The sequence below is a fragment of the Pseudomonas sp. SDO5591_S426 genome, assembly GCF_054070755.1.
Genome location: NZ_JBSVXD010000022.1, coordinates 15,319 through 34,126, shown reverse-complemented (window position 1 = coordinate 34,126; position 18,808 = coordinate 15,319). Strand labels below are relative to the sequence as shown.

Annotated in this window: 16 protein-coding genes; 9 read left to right on the top strand and 7 right to left on the bottom strand. The window is 60.7% G+C overall.

The window, feature by feature from the left end; all coding sequences use genetic code 11:
* Positions 1–94: 94 nt before the first annotated feature.
* The 3 genes from ACW9JC_RS07360 (at position 95) to ACW9JC_RS07350 (ending at position 3,667) form a co-directional block, all read left to right on the top strand.
* Complete coding sequence (locus ACW9JC_RS07360; RefSeq protein ID WP_338582087.1) at positions 95–859, top strand: AraC family transcriptional regulator; 765 nt, start codon at positions 95–97, stop codon at positions 857–859.
* A gap of 97 nt (positions 860–956) precedes the next feature.
* On the top strand, positions 957–2,078 hold the full coding sequence (locus ACW9JC_RS07355; RefSeq protein ID WP_457454399.1) for an HlyD family secretion protein: 1,122 nt from the start codon (positions 957–959) through the stop codon (positions 2,076–2,078).
* On the top strand, positions 2,075–3,667 hold the full coding sequence (locus ACW9JC_RS07350; protein ID WP_457454398.1) for a DHA2 family efflux MFS transporter permease subunit: 1,593 nt from the start codon (positions 2,075–2,077) through the stop codon (positions 3,665–3,667). Before ACW9JC_RS07355 ends, ACW9JC_RS07350 begins: the two co-directional genes overlap by 4 nt.
* A gap of 23 nt (positions 3,668–3,690) precedes the next feature.
* Here ACW9JC_RS07350 and ACW9JC_RS07345 read toward each other — a convergent pair whose 3' ends face one another.
* The gene (locus tag ACW9JC_RS07345) at positions 3,691–4,131 is read right to left on the bottom strand and encodes a carboxymuconolactone decarboxylase family protein (protein ID WP_457454397.1); all 441 of its coding nucleotides are present in this window, start codon (positions 4,129–4,131) and stop codon (positions 3,691–3,693) included.
* A gap of 211 nt (positions 4,132–4,342) precedes the next feature.
* Between ACW9JC_RS07345 and ACW9JC_RS07340 the strand changes: the two genes are divergently transcribed.
* The 3 genes from ACW9JC_RS07340 to ACW9JC_RS07330 are packed head-to-tail and all read left to right on the top strand — an operon-like array spanning position 4,343 to position 8,211.
* The gene (locus ACW9JC_RS07340; protein ID WP_457454396.1) at positions 4,343–4,849 is read left to right on the top strand and encodes a sigma-70 family RNA polymerase sigma factor; all 507 of its coding nucleotides are present in this window, start codon (positions 4,343–4,345) and stop codon (positions 4,847–4,849) included.
* A complete protein-coding gene (locus ACW9JC_RS07335; protein ID WP_457454394.1) occupies positions 4,849–5,808 on the top strand; it encodes a FecR domain-containing protein in 960 nt (319 codons plus the stop codon). Before ACW9JC_RS07340 ends, ACW9JC_RS07335 begins: the two co-directional genes overlap by 1 nt.
* A gap of 15 nt (positions 5,809–5,823) precedes the next feature.
* On the top strand, positions 5,824–8,211 hold the full coding sequence (locus ACW9JC_RS07330) for a TonB-dependent siderophore receptor (protein ID WP_457454393.1): 2,388 nt from the start codon (positions 5,824–5,826) through the stop codon (positions 8,209–8,211).
* Between the two features lie 131 nt (positions 8,212–8,342).
* Here the strand turns inward: ACW9JC_RS07330 and ACW9JC_RS07325 are convergent, their stop codons facing one another.
* From ACW9JC_RS07325 to ACW9JC_RS07310, 4 genes are all read right to left on the bottom strand, one after another.
* Complete coding sequence (locus ACW9JC_RS07325; protein WP_338582094.1) at positions 8,343–9,785, bottom strand: mechanosensitive ion channel domain-containing protein; 1,443 nt, start codon at positions 9,783–9,785, stop codon at positions 8,343–8,345.
* A gap of 201 nt (positions 9,786–9,986) precedes the next feature.
* On the bottom strand, positions 9,987–10,613 hold the full coding sequence (gene ycaC, locus ACW9JC_RS07320; protein ID WP_457454391.1) for an isochorismate family cysteine hydrolase YcaC: 627 nt from the start codon (positions 10,611–10,613) through the stop codon (positions 9,987–9,989).
* Between the two features lie 56 nt (positions 10,614–10,669).
* Positions 10,670–11,353 (bottom strand): isochorismatase family protein, encoded by a 684-nt coding sequence (locus tag ACW9JC_RS07315; protein ID WP_457454390.1) that lies wholly within the window; start codon positions 11,351–11,353, stop codon positions 10,670–10,672.
* A 93-nt stretch (positions 11,354–11,446) separates the two neighbouring features.
* Positions 11,447–12,313 (bottom strand): pirin family protein, encoded by an 867-nt coding sequence (locus tag ACW9JC_RS07310; RefSeq protein ID WP_457454389.1) that lies wholly within the window; start codon positions 12,311–12,313, stop codon positions 11,447–11,449.
* A gap of 104 nt (positions 12,314–12,417) precedes the next feature.
* On the opposite strand from ACW9JC_RS07310, the gene ACW9JC_RS07305 reads away from it, so the two are divergent.
* From ACW9JC_RS07305 to dkgB, 3 genes are all read left to right on the top strand, one after another.
* Positions 12,418–13,326 (top strand): LysR family transcriptional regulator, encoded by a 909-nt coding sequence (locus ACW9JC_RS07305; RefSeq protein WP_338582098.1) that lies wholly within the window; start codon positions 12,418–12,420, stop codon positions 13,324–13,326.
* 97 nt (positions 13,327–13,423) lie between these two features.
* Positions 13,424–13,963, top strand: coding sequence for a PaaI family thioesterase (locus ACW9JC_RS07300; RefSeq protein ID WP_338582099.1), 540 nt, complete (start codon positions 13,424–13,426; stop codon positions 13,961–13,963).
* 133 nt (positions 13,964–14,096) lie between these two features.
* Complete coding sequence (dkgB, locus tag ACW9JC_RS07295) at positions 14,097–14,900, top strand: 2,5-didehydrogluconate reductase DkgB (protein ID WP_457454388.1); 804 nt, start codon at positions 14,097–14,099, stop codon at positions 14,898–14,900.
* A gap of 3 nt (positions 14,901–14,903) precedes the next feature.
* On the opposite strand, the gene ACW9JC_RS07290 is transcribed toward dkgB, so the two are convergent.
* On the bottom strand, positions 14,904–18,116 hold the full coding sequence (locus ACW9JC_RS07290; RefSeq protein WP_457454387.1) for a transporter substrate-binding domain-containing protein: 3,213 nt from the start codon (positions 18,114–18,116) through the stop codon (positions 14,904–14,906).
* The gene (locus ACW9JC_RS07285; protein ID WP_457454386.1) at positions 18,117–18,743 is read right to left on the bottom strand and encodes a response regulator; all 627 of its coding nucleotides are present in this window, start codon (positions 18,741–18,743) and stop codon (positions 18,117–18,119) included.
* Between the last annotated feature and the right edge of the window lie 65 nt (positions 18,744–18,808).

Below are 18,808 nucleotides of genomic sequence, written 5' to 3'. Positions count from 1 at the left end.
CTTCACTCTCGAAAGAAACTGCCGTGCAGCTTAAGAAGTCGTAACTGTCGTAGTATCAGGATCCTGCCAACTTATCTCTGAAATCGGACAAACCATGGCTTGGCTCGACGCCCACGCGTCTTTTGATCCTGACAGCTTCAATGCACCGGTTGTCGGCATCGCCGCCGCCCTCGGTGATCACGATTCGGGCATGCATCATCATCAACGCGGGCAACTGCTGTTTACCCGTCAGGGCTGTACGCGTATCACCCTTGCCCAGCAATTGTGCCTGCTGCCACCCTCGCGCGCGGCCTGGATTCCTTGCGGTGTGGCCCATCGCGCCGTGATGCAACAGAGCGTCGATTACCGTTCCATTTACCTGAGCCCCGCGTTGTGCGCAGACCTGCCGCAGCAGGTCTGCGTGATTGAAGTCAACCCGTTGCTGAGGGCGGTGCTGGAGTCGATCGCCCACGCAGATTTCGACACGGCTTGGCAGCAGGGAAAGTACGTGCATTTGTTGGCGCTGTGCCTGAGCGAAATTCGTGACGCAGCCCGACAACCCATGCTGCTCCCGCTGCCGTCGGACAAACGCCTGGCACCACTTCTCGCGACCATCGAAAAGCTGCCGCCGAAACTTCAGTCACTGCAAGAGCAGATAGGTGCCAGCGGCCGCACCATCGGCCGAATCTTCCAACGTGAAACCGGCATGAGTTATCAGCAATGGCGCCAACAATGGCGCCTGATGCGCGCCATTGAACTGCTCACGACCGGGCGAAACATCGGTTTCAGCGCTTTCGAGCTGGGATTTTCCAGCGACAGTGCCTTCATCGCGTTCTTCAAGGACATGACTGGCATCACCCCCGGTGACTGGCTGAAATAGGACCTGACGACCGGCAGCACAAACCAATTGCAACAATATATTACCTGCGTCATATTACATTCATCATAAATAACGCCGCTCCGACAGGTATTCCTCCATGACCAGCATGTCTTCCGTTGAACCTGCCCTGGCTGCCCCGCTGACCACCACCAAACCTCCCCTGCTCAAACGCCTGCTCCTGTCGACATTAGGCATCGCGGCTCTGGTGCTGGTTGGCGTATACGCCACGCACTGGTGGACGACTGGCCGTTTCATCGAGGAAACCGACGACGCCTACATCGGCGGCGACGTGACGGTGATCGGGTCGAAAGTCGCCGGTTACATCGACGAAGTGCTGGTGACCGACAACCAGAAGGTCAAGGCTGGCGACGTGTTGATTCGTCTGGATTCGCGCGATTACCGCGCCAACCTGGCCAAGGCCGAAGGCGCGGTGGCGGCTGAAGAAGCCTTGCTCGCCAATCTCGACGCCACCGAGCAACTGCAACAGGCGGTGATCGGCCAGGCCCGCGCCGGTATCGATGCCGCCGGGGCCGAAACCGCCCGTTCGCGGGATGACGATGCGCGCTACAAACGCCTGGTTACCACCAGCGCCGTGTCGGTGGAAAGCGCCCAGCGAGCGAACGCCACGTTCAAGACCGCCCAGGCCCAAAGCAACCGTGCCCAGGCCGAACTGCTTGCCGCACAACGGCAGTTGAACGTGATCGCCACGCAGAAACAGCAGGCCCGCGCCGCGTTGATCCAAGCCAAGGCCGAGCGTGATCTGGCGCAATTGAACGTCGGCTATACCGAATTGAAAGCCCCGGTGGACGGCGTGATCGGCAATCGCCGGGCGCGGGTCGGCGCCTACGCTCAGGCCGGATCGCAACTGCTGTCGGTGGTGCCATCCAGCGGTTTGTGGGTCGATGCCAATTTCAAGGAAGACCAACTGGCGCGCATGGTGCCGGGGCAACGGGTGGTGATTCACGCCGACGTGCTCTCTGGCCAGGAATTCCACGGTCACCTCGACAGCCTCGCGCCGGCCAGCGGTTCGCAATTCAGCGTGCTGCCACCGGAAAACGCCACCGGTAACTTCACCAAGATCGTGCAGCGGGTGCCGGTACGAATTCACCTCGACCCGGCCGACAGCGTGCTCGGTCACCTGCGCCCCGGTCTGTCGGTGACCGCTGAAGTCGACACGCGCAAGGAGCCTGAAACCACAGCCGTGGCCAGCGCGCCATGAGCCGCGCCCTCGCCGCCCCGGCGCAACCGTTCAATGCCGCGAACATGGCGACGGCGACCAAAGTCTTCGCCTTCGCCAGCATGTGCATCGGCATGTTCATCGCGCTGCTGGATATCCAGATCGTCTCGGCGTCGCTGCGTGACATTGGCGGCGGGCTGTCCGCCGGCACCGACGAGACCGCATGGGTGCAAACCAGTTACCTGATCGCCGAGATCATCGTGATTCCGCTGTCCGGCTGGCTCTCGCGAGTATTTTCGACGCGCTGGCTGTTTTGCGCCTCAGCCGTGGGTTTCACCCTGACCAGCCTGCTCTGCGGCGCGGCCTGGAACATCCAGAGCATGATCGCTTTCCGCGCGCTGCAAGGGTTTCTTGGCGGCTCGATGATCCCGATGGTGTTCACCACCGCGTTCGTCTTCTTCACCGGCAAACAACGGGTGATCGCCGCCGCGACCATCGGCGCTGTAGCCTCATTGGCGCCGACTCTCGGGCCGGTGATCGGTGGCTGGATCACCGATATTTCGTCCTGGCACTGGCTGTTCTATATCAACCTCGTCCCCGGCATTTTCGTCGCGGTGGCCGTGCCGATGCTGGTGAAGATCGATCAACCGGAACTGTCGCTGCTCAAAGGCGCCGACTATATAAGCATGGTGTTCCTGGCGCTGTTCCTCGGCTGCCTGGAATACACCCTCGAAGAAGGCCCACGCTGGAACTGGTTCAGCGACAGCACGATTCTGACCACCGCGTGGATCAGTGGCCTGTCGGGTCTGGCGTTTATTGGTCGGACGCTGCACGTGGCCAACCCGATCGTCGATTTGCGCGCCCTGAAGGACCGCAACTTCGCCCTCGGCTGCTTCTTCTCGTTCGTCACCGGCATCGGCCTGTTCGCCACCATTTACCTGACGCCACTGTTTCTCGGCCGGGTTCGCGGTTACGGCGCGCTGGACATTGGTCTGGCGGTTTTCTCCACCGGTGTGTTCCAGATCATGGCGATTCCGCTGTACGCCTTTTTGGCCAACCGCGTCGACCTGCGCTGGATCATGATGACCGGCCTTGGCCTGTTCGCTTTATCGATGTGGGATTTCAGCCCGATCACCCATGACTGGGGGGCCAAGGAATTGATGCTGCCGCAAGCCCTGCGCGGGATTGCCCAGCAACTGGCGGTGCCGCCGGCCGTGACATTGACCCTCGGCGGCCTCGCACCGTCGCGGCTCAAACATGCTTCAGGCTTATTCAATCTGATGCGAAACCTGGGCGGCGCCATCGGCATCGCCGCGTGCGCGACCATTCTCAACGATCGCACCAACCTGCACTTCACCCGGTTGGCGGAAAATCTCAACAGCACCAACGAGGCGCTCAACCAATGGCTGTCCCAGGTCGGCAACAACTTCGCCGCCCTGGGCCAGAGCGGCGATGTCGGCGTGACGGCCAGCCTGCATCAGCTCTGGCTGTTGACCTACCGCGAAGCGCAGACGCAAACCTACGGCGACGCGTTCCTGATGATCGGGATGTGCTTCGTCATCGCCACGGCGATGGTGCCCTTGATGCGCAAGGTGCAACCACCGGCCGCGCCAAGTGCCGATGCGCATTGAGGCTCGGCACGCTTGCTGAATACTCAGGCTTGAGGCGTTTTGCGGAAGCCGACGGCCAGTCGGTTCCAGCTGTTGATGGTGCTGATGGCCACGGACAGGTCGACCATTTCCTTGGGCGAGAACTGGGCGGCGACCACTTCGTAGTCTTCGTCCGGGGCGTGAGTCAGGCTCAGTTGGGTCAGGGATTCGGTCCACAGCAGCGCAGCACGTTCACGTTCGGTGAAGAACGGCGCCTCGCGCCAGGCCGTCACGGCGAACAGGCGACGCGGAGTTTCGCCACCCTTGATCGCGTCGGCGGTGTGCATGTCGATGCAGAACGCGCAGCCGTTGATTTGCGAAGCACGCAGCTTGACCAGTTCGATCAGGTTCTTTTCCAGTGGCAGCTTGGAAACAGCGGTTTCCAGGGCAATCATGGCTTTCAGGGCGTCAGGGCTAGCGGTGTAGAAATCGATGCGCGGTTGCATTACGTGCTCCAGGGCAAGTGGGTGTGTCACTACGTTAGTCCCCCAGGCGGATTGCACAAATAGCCAATTCCTCAGAAGTCGAGGAGGCCACCGACATCTTCCCTGAAAAAAGTTCCAAATGAGAATTGCCATCACTCGGTCCGGGCCACTAGAATGCGATCAATTCTTAATTGCACTCACGCAGGATGCCCGAGTCGAGTATCTGCCCGCCATGTCGTCCGCCGATCAGCCTCTGAACCAGCAAGTCCACACCCTTTACAGCGAACATTACGGTTGGCTGCAAGGTTGGCTGCACCGCAAACTGGGTAACCGCTGTGATGCGGCCGACCTGGCCCACGATACGTTCCTGCGCCTGTTGACGCGCCAGGTGGTCAAACCGCTGGGCAGCGAACCGCGGGCGTTGCTGACGCACATTGCCAAGGGTCTGGTGATTGACCGCTGGCGGCGCCAGGACATCGAGCGCGCGTATCTGGAAACCATCGCGTACCTGCCGGTGGCTGAAGTGCCGTCGCCGGAAACCCGTCTGCTGATCCTCGAAACCCTGTGGCGCATCGAAGCGCTGCTACGGGAACTGCCGGCCGCGACCCGCGACACGTTCCTCCTGTCGCAGATCGAAGGCCTGACTTATGCGCAGATCGCCACGCGGCTGAATGTCTCGCTGATCACCGTCAAGCGCCACATGCGCGCGGCGTTCATTGCCTGCCTGAGTGTCGCCTGATGAACTCGTCGATGATCAACCCGCAAATTCTCGGCGAAGCCGCCGATTGGCTGGTGCAATTGCATTCCGGCACCGCAACACCGGCCGATCACCACGCTATCGCCCAGTGGCGCAGCCGCAGCGCCGAGCATGCCCAAGCCTGGCAACGGGCCGAAGTGCTGCTTGGGGATTTTCGTGGTGTGCCGGCCAACCTCGCGATCCAGACTCTGCAACGGGCTTCGCGCAAAGAAGGCCTGAGCCGTCGTCAGACCCTCACCCGTCTGGGCTTGCTGTTGATGGCCGGTCCGTTGGGCATCGCTTCGCAACACCTGCCCTGGGAGCAATGGTCCGCCGATCAACGCACCGCCGTGGGCGAACAGAAAAATCTGCAATTGCCCGATGGCAGTCAGTTGCTGCTTAACACCGACAGTGCGGTGAATATTGCTTTCAACCCCCGTGAGCGGCGCGTCATGTTGCTCGATGGTGAGGTGCTGATCAGCACCGCGAAAGACCTCGCTGCCCGGCCTTTTATCGTCGAAACGCCCCACGGCACTGCACGTGCGCTGGGCACGCGGTTTTGCGTACGGACCAAGGGCTCGCGCAGCCATGTTTCAGTTCTCGAAGGGCAAGTGGTGGTCACGCCGCAACTGCTGCATGAAAGCACGACCCTCAATGCCGGCGAGCGCCAGAGCTTCAAGTTGAACAGGCTCGATGCACCGGAACGCTTCGACATCGAGGCCGTGTCCTGGGACAAGGGCATGCTGCTGGCCAACAACATGCGCCTGGATGAACTGCTGGGCGAACTGAGCCGCTACCGGTCGGGCGTATTGCGTTGCCACCCGGACGTCGCGGCGTTGCGGGTGTCGGGTGCGTTTTCCTTGCGTGACACCGACGCCAGTCTGCGCCTGCTCAGCGATACCCTTCCGCTGAACATCAGCCGCATGACGCGCTACTGGTTGTCGGTCGAACCGAGGGTCTGACGCGGTCAGTCGTTGATGTTCAAGCATTCTTTTTTGCGCATTGCCCTGAGCTGCGCGGCGCTGCTGCCGATCCACAGCCATGCGGCAGACATTGTTAGCGCCAGTCGCAACATTTCAATTGATCCGGGCTTGCTCAGTCAGGTACTGGCGCAATTTGCCGTTCAGGCAGGCGTGCCGCTGTCGTTCGACCCGGCATTACTGGGCAACCGCCAGAGCCCGGGGCTGCACGGCAATTTCAGTGTGCAATCAGGTTTTCAGCACTTGCTCGATGGTAGCGGCTTCGTCCTGATCAGTACCCGCGACAACGGCTACACCTTGAAGCCTGAAGAGGCCGCCAGCCCTGCGCTGGAACTGGACACGACCAACGTCAGTGCCTTGGGCGACGACAGCCCGGACACCTACGGCGGCGGGCAAGTCGCCCGCGACGCGCAGATCGGCATGCTCGGTCATCAGGCGCTGAACGACCTGCCCTTCAGCGTCACCAGCTACACCGCCAAAACCATCGCCGACCAACAGGCCCGGACCGTCGGCGACGTGCTGCTCAATGACGCCTCAGTGCGGCAGTCCGCCGGTTTCGGCAATTTTTCCCAGGTGTTCATCATTCGCGGCCTGTCGCTGGCCTCCGATGATATTTCCTTCAACGGCCTGTATGGCGTCCTGCCACGCCAGATCATCGCCACCGAAGCCTTGGAACGGGTCGAGTTGTTCAAAGGGCCGAACGCCTTTATCAACGGGGTGACGCCGAGCGGCAGCGGCATCGGTGGCGGCGTCAACGTGCAACCCAAACGCGCCGGCGACACGCCGACCCGCAGCATCACCCTCGATTACAGCAGCGACGCCCGCATCGGCGGCCACCTCGACCTCGGCCAGCGTTTCGGCGAAAACAACCGGTTGGGTGCGCGGCTCAACCTGCTGCAGCGCGAGGGCGATACCGCCGTCGATGATGAAGACCAGCGTTCTTCGCTGATCAGCCTGGGCCTGGATTATCGCGGCGAGCGTCTGCGCCTCTCCACCGATCTGGGCTACCAGAAGCAGGTGATCAATCAGGGGCGCGCGGTGGTTTATGTCGATTCCACCTTGAACAAGGTACCCAAGGTGCCGGACGCCAATGCCGCCTATTCGCAGAGCTGGAGCTACTCGCAACTGGAGGACACGTTCGGCATGGCCCGCGCCGAATATGACCTGAGCGAAACCTGGACAGCCTATGTCGCGGGCGGTGCCAAACACACCCGCGAAAACGGTGTGTACTCATCGCTGACCGTCACCGATCTCGATGGCAACGCCCGTGGCGGCATGCTCTACCCGCCCCACGATGAGGACAATCAAAGCCTGATGACCGGCCTGAACGGTCGCCTTCAAACCGGCCCGATCAGTCATCAACTGAGCCTCGGGCTGGCCGGCATCTGGGGCGAGCAGCGTTCGGCCTTCGAGTCCATCGGCAGTGCCGGGCGCTACAACACCAACCTCTACAACGTCACTGAACAACCGCGACCTGCGGCCACTTCGTTCGGCAGCGATATTCACGACCCGCGCATCGTTGGCAAGAATACCCTGCGCAGCGGCGCCATCGCCGACACCCTCGGATTCTTCGACGACCGCGTCTTGCTGACCCTCGGTGCGCGCCGTCAGTCGTTGAAGGTCGATGGCTGGAGCAGCACTTCCGGCGCCCGAACGTCCAGTTATGACGCGTCGATCACCACCCCGGTTTTCGGTCTGGTGATCAAGCCCTGGGAGCATGTGTCGTTCTACGCCAACCGCATCGAAGGCCTGGCCAAAGGTCCAACGCCACCGACCACTTCACTCAACCGCGACGACACCTTCGCCCCGGTGCGCAGCAAGCAAATCGAAGCCGGCGTACGCCTGGACATGGGCAGCTACGGCGCGAGCCTTGGGGTGTACCGCATCGAGCAACCGTCGAGCTTCACCCAGGACGGGATCTTCCGGTTCGACGGCCAGCAACTGAACAAAGGCATCGAGCTCAACCTCTACGGCGAACCGCTCGACGGCCTGCGCCTGCTCAGCGGCGCAACCGTGATGAAGACTGAAATCGAAGGCAGTGCCAACGGCATCAACGACGGCAACCGCGCCGTCGGCGTGCCGCGTTTCCAGTTCAACCTGGGGGCGGACTGGGACGTGCCGGGGCTTGAAGGTGCGGCACTCAGTGCAAGAATGCTGCGCACGGGCGGGCAATATCTCAATGCCGCCAACACCCAAAGCATTCCGGCGTGGAGTCGCTTCGATCTGGGGGCGCGGTATGCCTTCGGGTTCGATGACCGGGACGTCACGCTGCGCGCCAATCTTGAGAATGTCGCCAATGAGGCCTATTGGGCGTCGGCCAATGGCGGGTATCTGACCCAGGGGACGCCGCGGACGTTGAAGGTTTCGGTGTCGGTGGATTTTTGATTCAGCCCGAAATTTGCGGCGCGGCTAATGCCGTCATCGCGAGCAGGCTCGCTCCCACATTGAATCTGTGTCGTTCACAAATCCCTTGTAGGAGCTAGCTTGCTAGCGATCCGCGCAGCGGCCATTCACCGCTAAGCCCGCTTGAGCAACCACTGCAAAAACCCTTTCTTGCGCACCACCACCGGCTCTTCCTGGATCAGCGCCTGCACCTTGTGCAAGCGGAAATCCAGCAAGGTTTTCATCGCGTCGTTGATGTCGTGACGGGCATCCAGGCACGGTTTCAGGTAGTCCTTTTCGATGCGGTAAAGCGTACAAAAGGTCTTCGCGGCAAATTCGGCGGCCGATGAGGTGTCGGTCAGGATACCGGCCTCGCCGATCACTTCTCCTGGTCCCATGCGCCCGGTTTCGATGAGTGCACCGTGGATGTTCAGCGTCACCGAAACCACCCCGGACTCGATGATGAACAAGTGATGGCTGACCTCCCCCGCCGCCAGGATCGTCTCCCCGGCGCGGAAGGTTTGCAGGTTCATGTTCTGGCTGAAGGTTTCTTTCTCTTCCTGGCGCAAGGTCGAGAAAATCGGCGAACTGTCGAGCAACGCCCGTGGTTTTGAAGAATCGCTCTCCGGATTGGGTTCCACGCTCGACAGCAAATTGATCCCCGATGCATGCAAGTGCCGATACGCCAGGTCGAACAGTTGATTGCGCACCGTGCGCTTCTCGCTCATCGAAGCGACAAACCCGCTGATTTCATACTCCGCGCCAGCGGCGCTGGAGCTTTTCAGTGCCACTTTCGGGCCGGGCACACTCAACAGAATGCGGCAGCCCTGCATCGCCCGCTCAAGTGCATCGATCACGGTTTGCGGACGGACATGGGGGCTGACCTGCAAACTGATGGAAAGGCCGAACATGTCGCTGGGGCGGCTGAAGTTGGTGATCTTGGCCTTGGCCGCCAGCGAGTTGGGGATCACGATCATGCTGCCCTGGGAAGTCTGCAGCCGCGTGGCACGCCAATCGATGTCGATGACTCGGCCTTCGGTGCCGTCGATGGCGATCCAGTCATCCAGTTGATAGGGCTTGGTGGTATTGAGGACGATCCCGGAAAACACGTCGCTGAGAGTGCTTTGCAACGCGAGGCCGACGATGATCGCCAAGGCGCCGGACGTGGCCAGCACGCCTTTGACCGGCAGATCGAGCACATAGGCCAGCGCCGCAATAACGGCGATCAGGAATATCACCGCCCCGAGCAAGTCTTGCAGCAATCGCCCGGTGTGCCCGACCCGTTGCATCATCACGGCACCGATCGTCACCGTCAGGGTGCGCGCGGCGAACAGCCACCAGGTGATCTGCAAACCGGTGGCTGCCAGGTGCAGCGGCACGTTGTCCACCCAGGGTGCCGGCACCATCGGGTTCATGCCTTCGTTGAACAACAGAACGCTGTACAGCGAAAAAATCACCAGCCGTGCAAGCAGTTTCCAGTTGTGGTGGCTGGCATCGATCAAGCGCCACAACACCAGATCGATCAGGATCAGGATCAAGGCGCAGATCAGCGGGTGTTCAGCGAGCAACGACAGCATCAAGCAGCTCCAGCACAGGACGATGAGCAAAAGATCTCACAGATTGAGCACAGTGTAGGAGCAATTGATGTCGTCACAACAACACAAAACACTGTGGGAGCGAGCTTGCTCGCGATAGCGGTCTTACAGTCAACACAAAGGTGTCTGTTCTTCCGCCATCGCGAGCAAGCTCGCTCCCACAGGGTATGCGTATTGCCGGAGTTATTTGCTGTCGGTCAGCGTGCTATAGCTGGTCATCAGGTTGCGGTAATCCGGGATGTGGTTGGAGAACAGCGTGCCCAAGCCTTCCACGTCGTTGCGCCAGTCGCGGTGCAGTTCGCAGGCCAGGCCGAACCAGGTCATCAATTGCGCACCTTGCGCGGTCATGCGGCTCCAGGCCGATTCGCGGGTCAGCTCGTTGAACGTGCCGGAAGCGTCGGTCACCACGAATACATCAAAACCTTCGGCCAGCGCCGAGAGTGCCGGGAACGCCACGCATACTTCAGTCACCACACCGGCGATGATCAATTGCTTCTTGCCGGTGGCCTTGATCGCCTTGACGAAATCTTCGTTGTCCCAGGCATTGATCTGGCCTGGACGGGCGATGTACGGCGCGTCTGGGAATTGCGTCTTGAGCTCGGGCACCAGCGGGCCGTTGGGGCCGGTTTCGAAACTGGTGGTGAGGATGGTCGGCAGCTTGAAGTACTTGGCCAGGTCGGCCAGGGCCAGCACGTTATTCTTGAAACGGTCGGGGTCGATGTCGCGCACCAGCGACAACAGGCCGGTCTGATGATCCACCAACAGAACGGCGGCGTTATCCTTGTCGAGTCGTTTGTAAGAAGTAGTCATTGCAGTAGTCCTGATTAGTTATCGGTGCCGATTGAAAATCGGCGTGAAGTACCCGCTTAACGTTCGGAATCCAGCTTTTCGTGCTCGTTGGCCACTTGCTGAGCCTTGAGATAGCTCTCGATCAGCAATTGATAATGCGGCATGGCCTGGGCGTAGACAGCGGCCCACTGCTCGGCGTCCGGACGGTTCCACGAGCCTTGCAGCTCAGAGAGCGTAGCCATGATGTCGATCGGCACCACGCCGGCCTGGGCCAAACGGGCAACTGTCAGATCGGTGGCCAGTTTCGAGTGGTTGCCGGAAGCGTCGACCACGGCAAACACTTTGTAGCCTTCATGCACCGCCGCGATGGACGGGAACGCCAGGCAAACGCTGGTCAGGGTGCCGGCGATCACCAGGGTTTTCTTGCCGGTCGCTTTGACCGCCGCGTGAAACTCCGGGTTGTCCCAGGCGTTGATTTCACCTTTGCGCGCCACGTACTGCGCATGCGGTGCGGCCTCATGAATCTCTGGAATCAGCGGCCCGTTCGGCCCTTGCGGTACGGAAGCGGTGGTGATCACCGGCATCTTCAGCAGGGCCGCGGCCTTGGCCAGCGCGATGGCATTGGCGCGCAGTTGCGGCACGTCCATATCCTTGACGATCTGGAACAGTCCGCTCTGATGGTCGATCAACAGCATCGCGGCGTCGTTGGGGTCGATGGTCGGTTTCTGACCATTGAAGTTGGCAGCATTGACGGTGTTCATGAGCGTTTCCTCTTTTTGACAGGCAACAGCCATCCCTGGCCCGAAAACCGGCCTACGCGTCCTGTGTAGAGCGGGTTGTTGAAGCGAAACGGTTTAACCGTGCATCTGGCCGAAGCGGCCGGACTGGAAGTCGGCGAACGCCTGGTGGATTTCTTGCTCGGTGTTCATCACGAACGGGCCGTGGCCGACGATCGGTTCGTCGATCGGTTCGCCGCTGAGCAAAAGCACCACCGCGTCCTTGCTGGCTTCAAGGGTCAACTGATCGCCCTTGCGATCGAGCAGGGCCAACTGCCCTTCACGCACCGATTCCAGACCATTGACCTGAACCGCACCGCGCAAGACCACCAGTGCGGTATTGCGTCCTTCATGCAGATCCAGGGTGAGCAACTTGCCGGCATTCAGGCGCAGGTCCCAGACGTCAATCGGCGTGAAGGTCCGCGCCGGTCCTTTGCGGCCGTCGAACTCACCGGCGATCAGGCGCAGGCTGCCGGCGTTGTCTTGCAGGGCAATGTCCGGAATGTCGCCATCAAGAATCGTCTGGTAACCGGCGTCGGCCATTTTGTCTTTGGCCGGCAAGTTGACCCACAACTGGACCATTTCCAGAGTGCCGCCGATCTTGGCGAAACCTTCGGAGTGGAACTCTTCGTGGAGAATTCCCGAGGCGGCGGTCATCCATTGCACGTCGCCGGGACCGATCTTGCCGCCACTGCCGGTGGAGTCGCGGTGTTCCAGTTCGCCCTTGTAAACGATAGTCACGGTTTCGAAGCCGCGGTGCGGATGCTGACCAACGCCACGCCGTTCGGTGGTCGGGGTGAATTCAGCAGGCCCGGCGTGATCGAGCAGCAGGAACGGGCTGATGTGTTTACCCAGGTTGTCGTAGGAAAACAGCGTGCGAACCGGAAAACCGTCGCCAACCCAATGACCACGAGGACTGGTGTAGATACCGATGATGTTTTTCATGGTGTCTCCTGATGAAGTGAGTGAAGCCATGGACAAAGCTTAAAACCGTGGCCTTTGCTGCGCTAGACTGCAAAAATCAGCCTTAGCGTTCTATCTGGAGAACGATGGTGGAAGACCTCAACACCCTCTATTACTTCACTCAAGTGGTGGAACATCACGGTTTCGCAGCGGCCGGGCGCGCGCTGGACATGCCCAAGTCCAAGCTCAGCCGACGCATCGCCGAGCTCGAAGAGCGCCTGGGCGTACGCCTGCTCAATCGCACCAGCCGCCATTGCTCGCTGACCGAAATAGGCCAGGCGTATTACCAGCGTTGCCTGGCCATGCGCGTGGAAGCGGAAAGTGCCGCTGAACTGATCGAACGCAACCGCTCCGAACCCCAAGGCCTGGTGCGCATCAGTTGCCCGACGGCGCTGCTCCACACCTGGGTCGGGCCGATGCTGACCCGCTACATGCTCAAGTACCCGTTGGTGGAGTTGTTCATCGAGAGCACCAACCGCCGGGTCGACCTGATTCACGAAGGTTTTGATATCGCCCTGCGGGTACGTTTTCCGCCACTGGAAAACACCGACATGGTGATGAAGGTATTGGGCAACAGCACCCAGAGTGTCGTCGGCAGTCCGGCGTTCGCCCAACGCCTGTCGACACCGCCGTCGCCGGCAGACCTGAGCGGCATGCCGAGCCTGCATTGGGGCGCGGCGCAACGTGAGTATCAGTGGGAACTGTTCGGCGCCGAGGGCAGCACCGCGTTGATCCGGCACGCGCCGAGGATGGTTACCGATGACCTGTTGGCCTTGCGCCATGCAGCGGTCGCCGGGGTCGGCATCGTGCACCTGCCCAGCGTGGTGGTACGCGATGAAATCGCTACCGGGCAATTGGTTGAACTGGTGCCGGGCTGGGCACCGAAAAGCGGCATCATCCACGCGATTTTCCCGTCGCGCCGAGGGTTGCTGCCGTCGGTGCGCAGCTTGATCGACTTTCTCGGAGAGGAATTCAGTCACAGCGATATCGCCTGAGACGGGCGACACATGGGACTGGCGGAGTTTTTATTTCGGACATAATATCGACGAGGATTACAACCATAATATCCGCTCCCGCCGAGGACTTGATCTCATGCAAAGCCCAACCCGCGACGCCACGCTCGCCCAATGGATCGCTCAGGAGCAGGCCATGCGCGCCCGTCTCGCCGGGCCCGGGAGTTTGTCCATGGCCGAAGTCAGCGCCCTGACGCCCGCAGAGTTTTTCGAAGGTATCGGCGACGGCACGCTGCCCTCCCCGCCAATTGGCACACTGATGGACTTCATTCCAATCGAATGGTCGGCCGGCGTGTTCATTTTCCAGGGCACACCGGATTCACGTCATTACAACCCGCTGGGCACGGTGCACGGTGGCTACGCCGCGACGTTGCTGGATTCGTGCATGGGCTGCGCGATTCATACGCAGCTGAAAAAAGGCCAGGGCTACACCACGCTGGATCTGCGCATCAGTTATGTCCGCGCCTTGAACAGCGCCAGCGGACCGGTGCGGGCCGAGGGCAAGATTGTGCATCTGGGGCGCTCGACGGCGTTGGCCGAGGGGCGGATTTATGATGTGGATGGGCGGTTGTATGCGACCGGGTCGACGACTTGCATGATTCTTGAGGCGCGGGGGTAGGCTTTAAACCGAGTCGCGGCCATCCCCGATTCTTGACTTGCGGTAAACATTGCTTTGCCAATCCAGCGGTTTTTCCCACGAATGCAGGCGCGGATACTCACGCCCATTCCCACTGCAACCTCTGGAGTCATTCATGTCTATTCCCGCATTCGGCCTGGGTACGTTTCGCTTGCAAGGCCAAGTAGTCATTGATTCGGTCAGCACCGGCCTGGAACTGGGCTACAGCGCCATCGACACCGCGCAAATCTACGAAAACGAAGCCGAAGTCGGTGAAGCCATCGCCGCCAGTGGCGTTGCCCGTGAAAACCTGTTCATCACCAGCAAGATCTGGGTCGCCAACTTCGCAAAAGATCGCCTGATCGAAAGCCTCAGGGAGAGTCTGCAAAAACTGCAGACCGACTACCTGGACCTGACCCTGATTCACTGGCCGTCGCCGGAAGACCAGGTGCCGGTCGAGGAATTCATGGGTGCCCTGCTCGAAGCCAAGCGCCTGGGCCTGACCCGGCAGATCGGCGTGTCGAACTTCACCGTCGACCTGATGAAACAAGCGATCGCCGCCGTCGGTGCCGAGAACATCGCCACCAACCAGATCGAACTGCACCCGTACCTGCAAAACCGCAAGGTGGTCGAGTTCGCACAAAGCCAAGGCATCCGGATCACGTCCTACATGACCCTGGCCTACGGCGAAGTGCTCAAGGACCCGGTCATCGCGAAGATCGCCGACCGCCTGCAATCAACCCCGGCGCAAGTCACCCTGGCCTGGGCCATGCAACTGGGTTACGCGGTGATTCCGTCGTCGACCAAACGCGCCAACCTCGCCAGCAACCTCAAGGCCTGCGCCATGAAGTTGAGCGACGCCGACATGGCGCTGATCGCCAGCCTGGATCGCGGCCATCGCCTGACCAGCCCGAAAGGCATCGCACCGGCCTGGGACTGATCTTCAGCCCTGCTCAAGACGTTGGTCCAGGCGCGTCATGGCCTGATGCAACTGATCGACGGCGGCGTCGATCAGTGCCGCATCGCCCTCGCCGCAGGCACGTTCCAGTTGTTCGCAACAATCCACCAGCGCACGCGCCCGGATCATCTGCGCCCCGCCCTTGATCCGGTGCGCCAGATCCTGCAAGCCGTGGCTATTGCCGCTGGCATGCTCGTGCAGCAGGCGTTCGCGATCGTCGCGATTGGTCGCCGCTACATCACGCAACAGTTGCAGGATCAGCTCGCTGTCGGCACCCGCGAGCTGCTGCAGCCCGCTTAAATCGATTTCGGCGCTGGAAGGCGCTTCGCTGGAAAATCTCGCGGCCAACCATCCGCTCAGGTCAATCAGGCGAATCGGTTTGAACAGGCAATCGTCCATGCCCGCTTCAATGCAGCGGATTTTTTCTTCGGGTTGTGCGTTGGCGGTGAAACCCAGAATCACCGTCGGTTGCTCCACGCCAAACCGTTCCTCATCGCGTATCGCACCCGCCAGTTCATAACCGCTGACCACCGGCATGTTGCAGTCGGTGATGACCAGGTCGAAGGCCTGTTCACGCCATTGTTCCAGCCCCTGCCGTCCATCCTCGGCGAGCAGTACGCGGTGCCCCAGATAACTCAGCTGCCGGGAAAGCAACAACCGGTTGGCCGGATAATCGTCCACCACCAGAATCGTCAGCGGCCGGGTTTTTTCCTGTGAATTGCTCGGCAATACTTCAGTGGCGGGCAATGGGTGCAACGCCACCAGTTCAAGGGTGATGTCCAACCGGGTACCACGCCCCAGATCGCTGTCGAGCTGCAACTGCCCGCCCATCATTTCGCACAGCGTGCGGCTGATCACCAGTCCCAGCCCGGAACCCTGACGGCCCGATTGCGGGTTGTTCCCGGCCTGCTCGAACGGGCTGAACAGTCGCCGCTGGTCAAAGGCGCTGATGCCGATGCCGCTGTCCTCGATACGCACGCTGACCGCGAGGCGTTCGGGCGACACCGGCTCGACCCGCAGCCTCAGACTGACCTCTCCCTTGTCGGTGAACTTGATGGCATTGCTCAACAGATTGGACAGCACCTGCTTGAAGCGAGTGGGGTCGATCAGTACGTCGCGGTCACTGTGCGCATCCATTTCAACCCGCCACTGCAAGTTTTTCTGCCGGGCCAGGCCTTCAAAAACCCGGCACACCGACTCCACTACCCCGTGTAGGTTGGCCCGCTCCGGCGACAGCGACAAATGCCCGGACTCGATACGCGCGATGTCCAGAATGTCGCCGATCAAGGCCAGCAACTGTTGCCCGGCATTTGATGCCACCTCGATCGCCGCACGGTCGGTAACGCCTTCATCTGCCCGTTTCAGCGCCAGCTCAAGCATGCCGATCAGGGCATTCATCGGCGTGCGGATCTCATGGCTCATGGTCGCCAAAAACGTAGTCTTCGCCCGGTTGGCGTCGTCGGCGATGTCCTTGGCTTCCTGCAATTGAGCAAGCAATTGCTGACGTTGACGGATCTGCCGACGTTGCCAGGCGATCCACGCCACGGCGAGCAAGAGCAAGGCGCCAGCAACCGCGAACGCCTGGAAAATGCTCTGTCGATGGCGCAGCCAATAACTCTGTTCCACCATCAGGTCATTGCGCCAAGGCAATATCAACGCGTCGATTTCTTCCGGAGGAATACTCAGCAATGCCTTGTCCAGAATCGAATGCAGCTCGGTGGCATCGAGGCTGGTCGCCAGAGTACTGCGCGCGGGATCGGTGCCCACGGTGCTGGTGACCTGGAGGCGATCACGGTATTGCCGGGAAATCAGGTAACGGGCGCTGATCAATGAATTGATGCTGCCTTGTGCCTTGCCTTGGGCGACCATTTCCATGGCATCCGCCGACAATGGCGCATCCACGCAGCGGATCAACGGGTAGTGTTGGCGAATGAACTCGCCGCCGACATTGCCTTGGGTCAGCGCCAGGATTTTACCGGCCAGGTCATCCAGGGTCTTGGGGCTGTCCGGTCCCACGCGCGTCACCAGCACAGTCGGACTGGTCAGCATCGACCGGGTAAACAGCAAGTCCTCTTCGCGCCTGGAACTGAGGCCGATACCGGCCAACACGTCCACCTCACCGCTCTTGATCGCCTTCATCATCTCGGCCACTGACTGCATCGACCGGATGTCGAATTGCAGGCCGGTGCGCAGACTGATTTTCGCCAGCACATCGACACCGATGCCGCGAAACTTGCCTTCACTGTCGATGAAGGTTATCGGCGGGATATTCTCGTTGATCGCCACACTGACGCGCGGGTGCCGGTCGAGCCAACGCTGTTCGGCGACACTCAATTGCAATGACTGCGTGCCCGGCATCGACACCCCGCTCGCCCCCCATCGCCGCAGAATGTTCATCTGCTCATTGGCCGTTATCGCCGACAGGGCCTTGTTGACGATGCGCAGCAACGCCGGGTTGTCACGGGCCATGGCAAAGGCGAAGCGACCGGACTCCAGAGGCGAGAAGTCCGCCAGTTGTACGTTGTTCAGGTAGTTTTTGCTGATCAGGTAATGAGCGCTGATTGCATCGCCCAGATAGACATCCGCCTGCCCGAAAGCCACGGCGCCCACGGCCCCCAGCGTCGACGGAAACAGTTCGACCTGCGCCCGTGGGTAGAATTGCTGCACGTTTTGCTCAGGCAAGTAGTGATACAACATTGCCAGGCGCTTGCCGGCCAGCGTCGGGTCCAGCGTTTGCGAGGAGTCGGTGCGGGTCACCAGTACCGGTTGATCGACCGCATAGGCGCCGGACATCTGTAGCTGCGGATCTTGCGCCTCATAACTGTTGGCCGTTCCCAGCAGGTCCGCCGCCCCTTGCTTGAGCGCCCGAACCGCCTCGTCTCGCGACGCATAGCGCCGAACCTCGACCTCCACCCGCAACAGTTGCTTGAGCAGCCCGGCGTAGTCCGCGGTCATCCCTTCAAGCGCATAACCTGTGGTGGTGATATCGAAGGGAGGATAGTCCGGGGCAGAGACGGCCAGCACCAACCGACCTTTTTGCCGCAGCCAGCGAGCGTCCGCCTTCGACAGTTTGACCGTCACCCCTTCCACATAGGAGCGTCCGAGCAAAGTCAGGGTTTGCGGCTCGGCGCTGGCACTCGCCCCCCACAGGCCAAGCCCCAGCACCAACAAGAAGTGCAGACAGCGCAGGGTTTTCATTCAGATCAAATTATTGCGTCGGGCAAGATCGCGCAGGTGCACCGACGACTCCACGTTGAGTTTTTCGGTCAAACGGGTTTTGTAGGTGCTGACGGTCTTGTGGCTCAAATGCATGATTTCAGCAATGGCCTTGTTGCTGATGCCTCGGGCCAGGTGCTGGAAGATCGTCAATTCGCGGTCCGACAGATTGTCGATCATCTGCTTCTCGCTGCGCTGCAACGAGCTCATCGACACCGAACTCGAGGGGAGACGGGTGAAATACGTGTAGCCACCCATCACGGCATGTACCGCCTTGTGCAGATGCTGCAGATCGTTGGTCTTGGCGACGTAGGCCGAAGCACCGGCGCGCATGCAGCGTTCCTGATAAAACATCGGCTCCTGGGAGGTGAATACCACGACGCGACACGGCACTTCACCTCCCTTGATCCGGGCCAGCACGTCCAGCCCGTCAAGGGACGGTATGTTCAAATCCAGCACCACCAGTTCCGGTTGGTGCTCACGGATCATCGGCAAGACTTCATTACCGCTGGAGGCTTCGTAAATTCGTTTGTAGCCCTCAAGCTTGAGGACGATTTTGACCGCGCCGCGAATCACCGGATGATCGTCCACAATCAGCACTGACTTCATGGCAACTCCCTGGGCAAACACACGACGACCGGGCAGCGACTGCCCGTGGGCAAGGCCCGAACCAA

Bases quoted from the DNA above. Each gene is read 5' to 3' on its own strand.
- dkgB (WP_457454388.1), top strand. From the start codon at position 14,097: ATGTCTATTCCCGCATTCGGCCTGGGTACGTTTCGCTTGCAAGGCCAA.
- ACW9JC_RS07300 (WP_338582099.1), top strand. From the start codon at position 13,424: ATGCAAAGCCCAACCCGCGACGCCACGCTCGCCCAATGGATCGCTCAG.
- ACW9JC_RS07360 (WP_338582087.1), top strand. From the start codon at position 95: ATGGCTTGGCTCGACGCCCACGCGTCTTTTGATCCTGACAGCTTCAAT.
- ACW9JC_RS07290 (WP_457454387.1), bottom strand. From the start codon at position 18,116: ATGAAAACCCTGCGCTGTCTGCACTTCTTGTTGGTGCTGGGGCTTGGC.
- ACW9JC_RS07310 (WP_457454389.1), bottom strand. From the start codon at position 12,313: ATGAAAAACATCATCGGTATCTACACCAGTCCTCGTGGTCATTGGGTT.
- ACW9JC_RS07340 (WP_457454396.1), top strand. From the start codon at position 4,343: ATGTCGTCCGCCGATCAGCCTCTGAACCAGCAAGTCCACACCCTTTAC.
- ACW9JC_RS07330 (WP_457454393.1), top strand. From the start codon at position 5,824: ATGTTCAAGCATTCTTTTTTGCGCATTGCCCTGAGCTGCGCGGCGCTG.
- ACW9JC_RS07355 (WP_457454399.1), top strand. From the start codon at position 957: ATGACCAGCATGTCTTCCGTTGAACCTGCCCTGGCTGCCCCGCTGACC.
- ACW9JC_RS07335 (WP_457454394.1), top strand. From the start codon at position 4,849: ATGAACTCGTCGATGATCAACCCGCAAATTCTCGGCGAAGCCGCCGAT.
- ACW9JC_RS07285 (WP_457454386.1), bottom strand. From the start codon at position 18,743: ATGAAGTCAGTGCTGATTGTGGACGATCATCCGGTGATTCGCGGCGCG.
- ycaC (WP_457454391.1), bottom strand. From the start codon at position 10,613: ATGACTACTTCTTACAAACGACTCGACAAGGATAACGCCGCCGTTCTG.
- ACW9JC_RS07325 (WP_338582094.1), bottom strand. From the start codon at position 9,785: ATGCTGTCGTTGCTCGCTGAACACCCGCTGATCTGCGCCTTGATCCTG.
- ACW9JC_RS07315 (WP_457454390.1), bottom strand. From the start codon at position 11,353: ATGAACACCGTCAATGCTGCCAACTTCAATGGTCAGAAACCGACCATC.
- ACW9JC_RS07345 (WP_457454397.1), bottom strand. From the start codon at position 4,131: ATGCAACCGCGCATCGATTTCTACACCGCTAGCCCTGACGCCCTGAAA.
- ACW9JC_RS07305 (WP_338582098.1), top strand. From the start codon at position 12,418: ATGGTGGAAGACCTCAACACCCTCTATTACTTCACTCAAGTGGTGGAA.
- ACW9JC_RS07350 (WP_457454398.1), top strand. From the start codon at position 2,075: ATGAGCCGCGCCCTCGCCGCCCCGGCGCAACCGTTCAATGCCGCGAAC.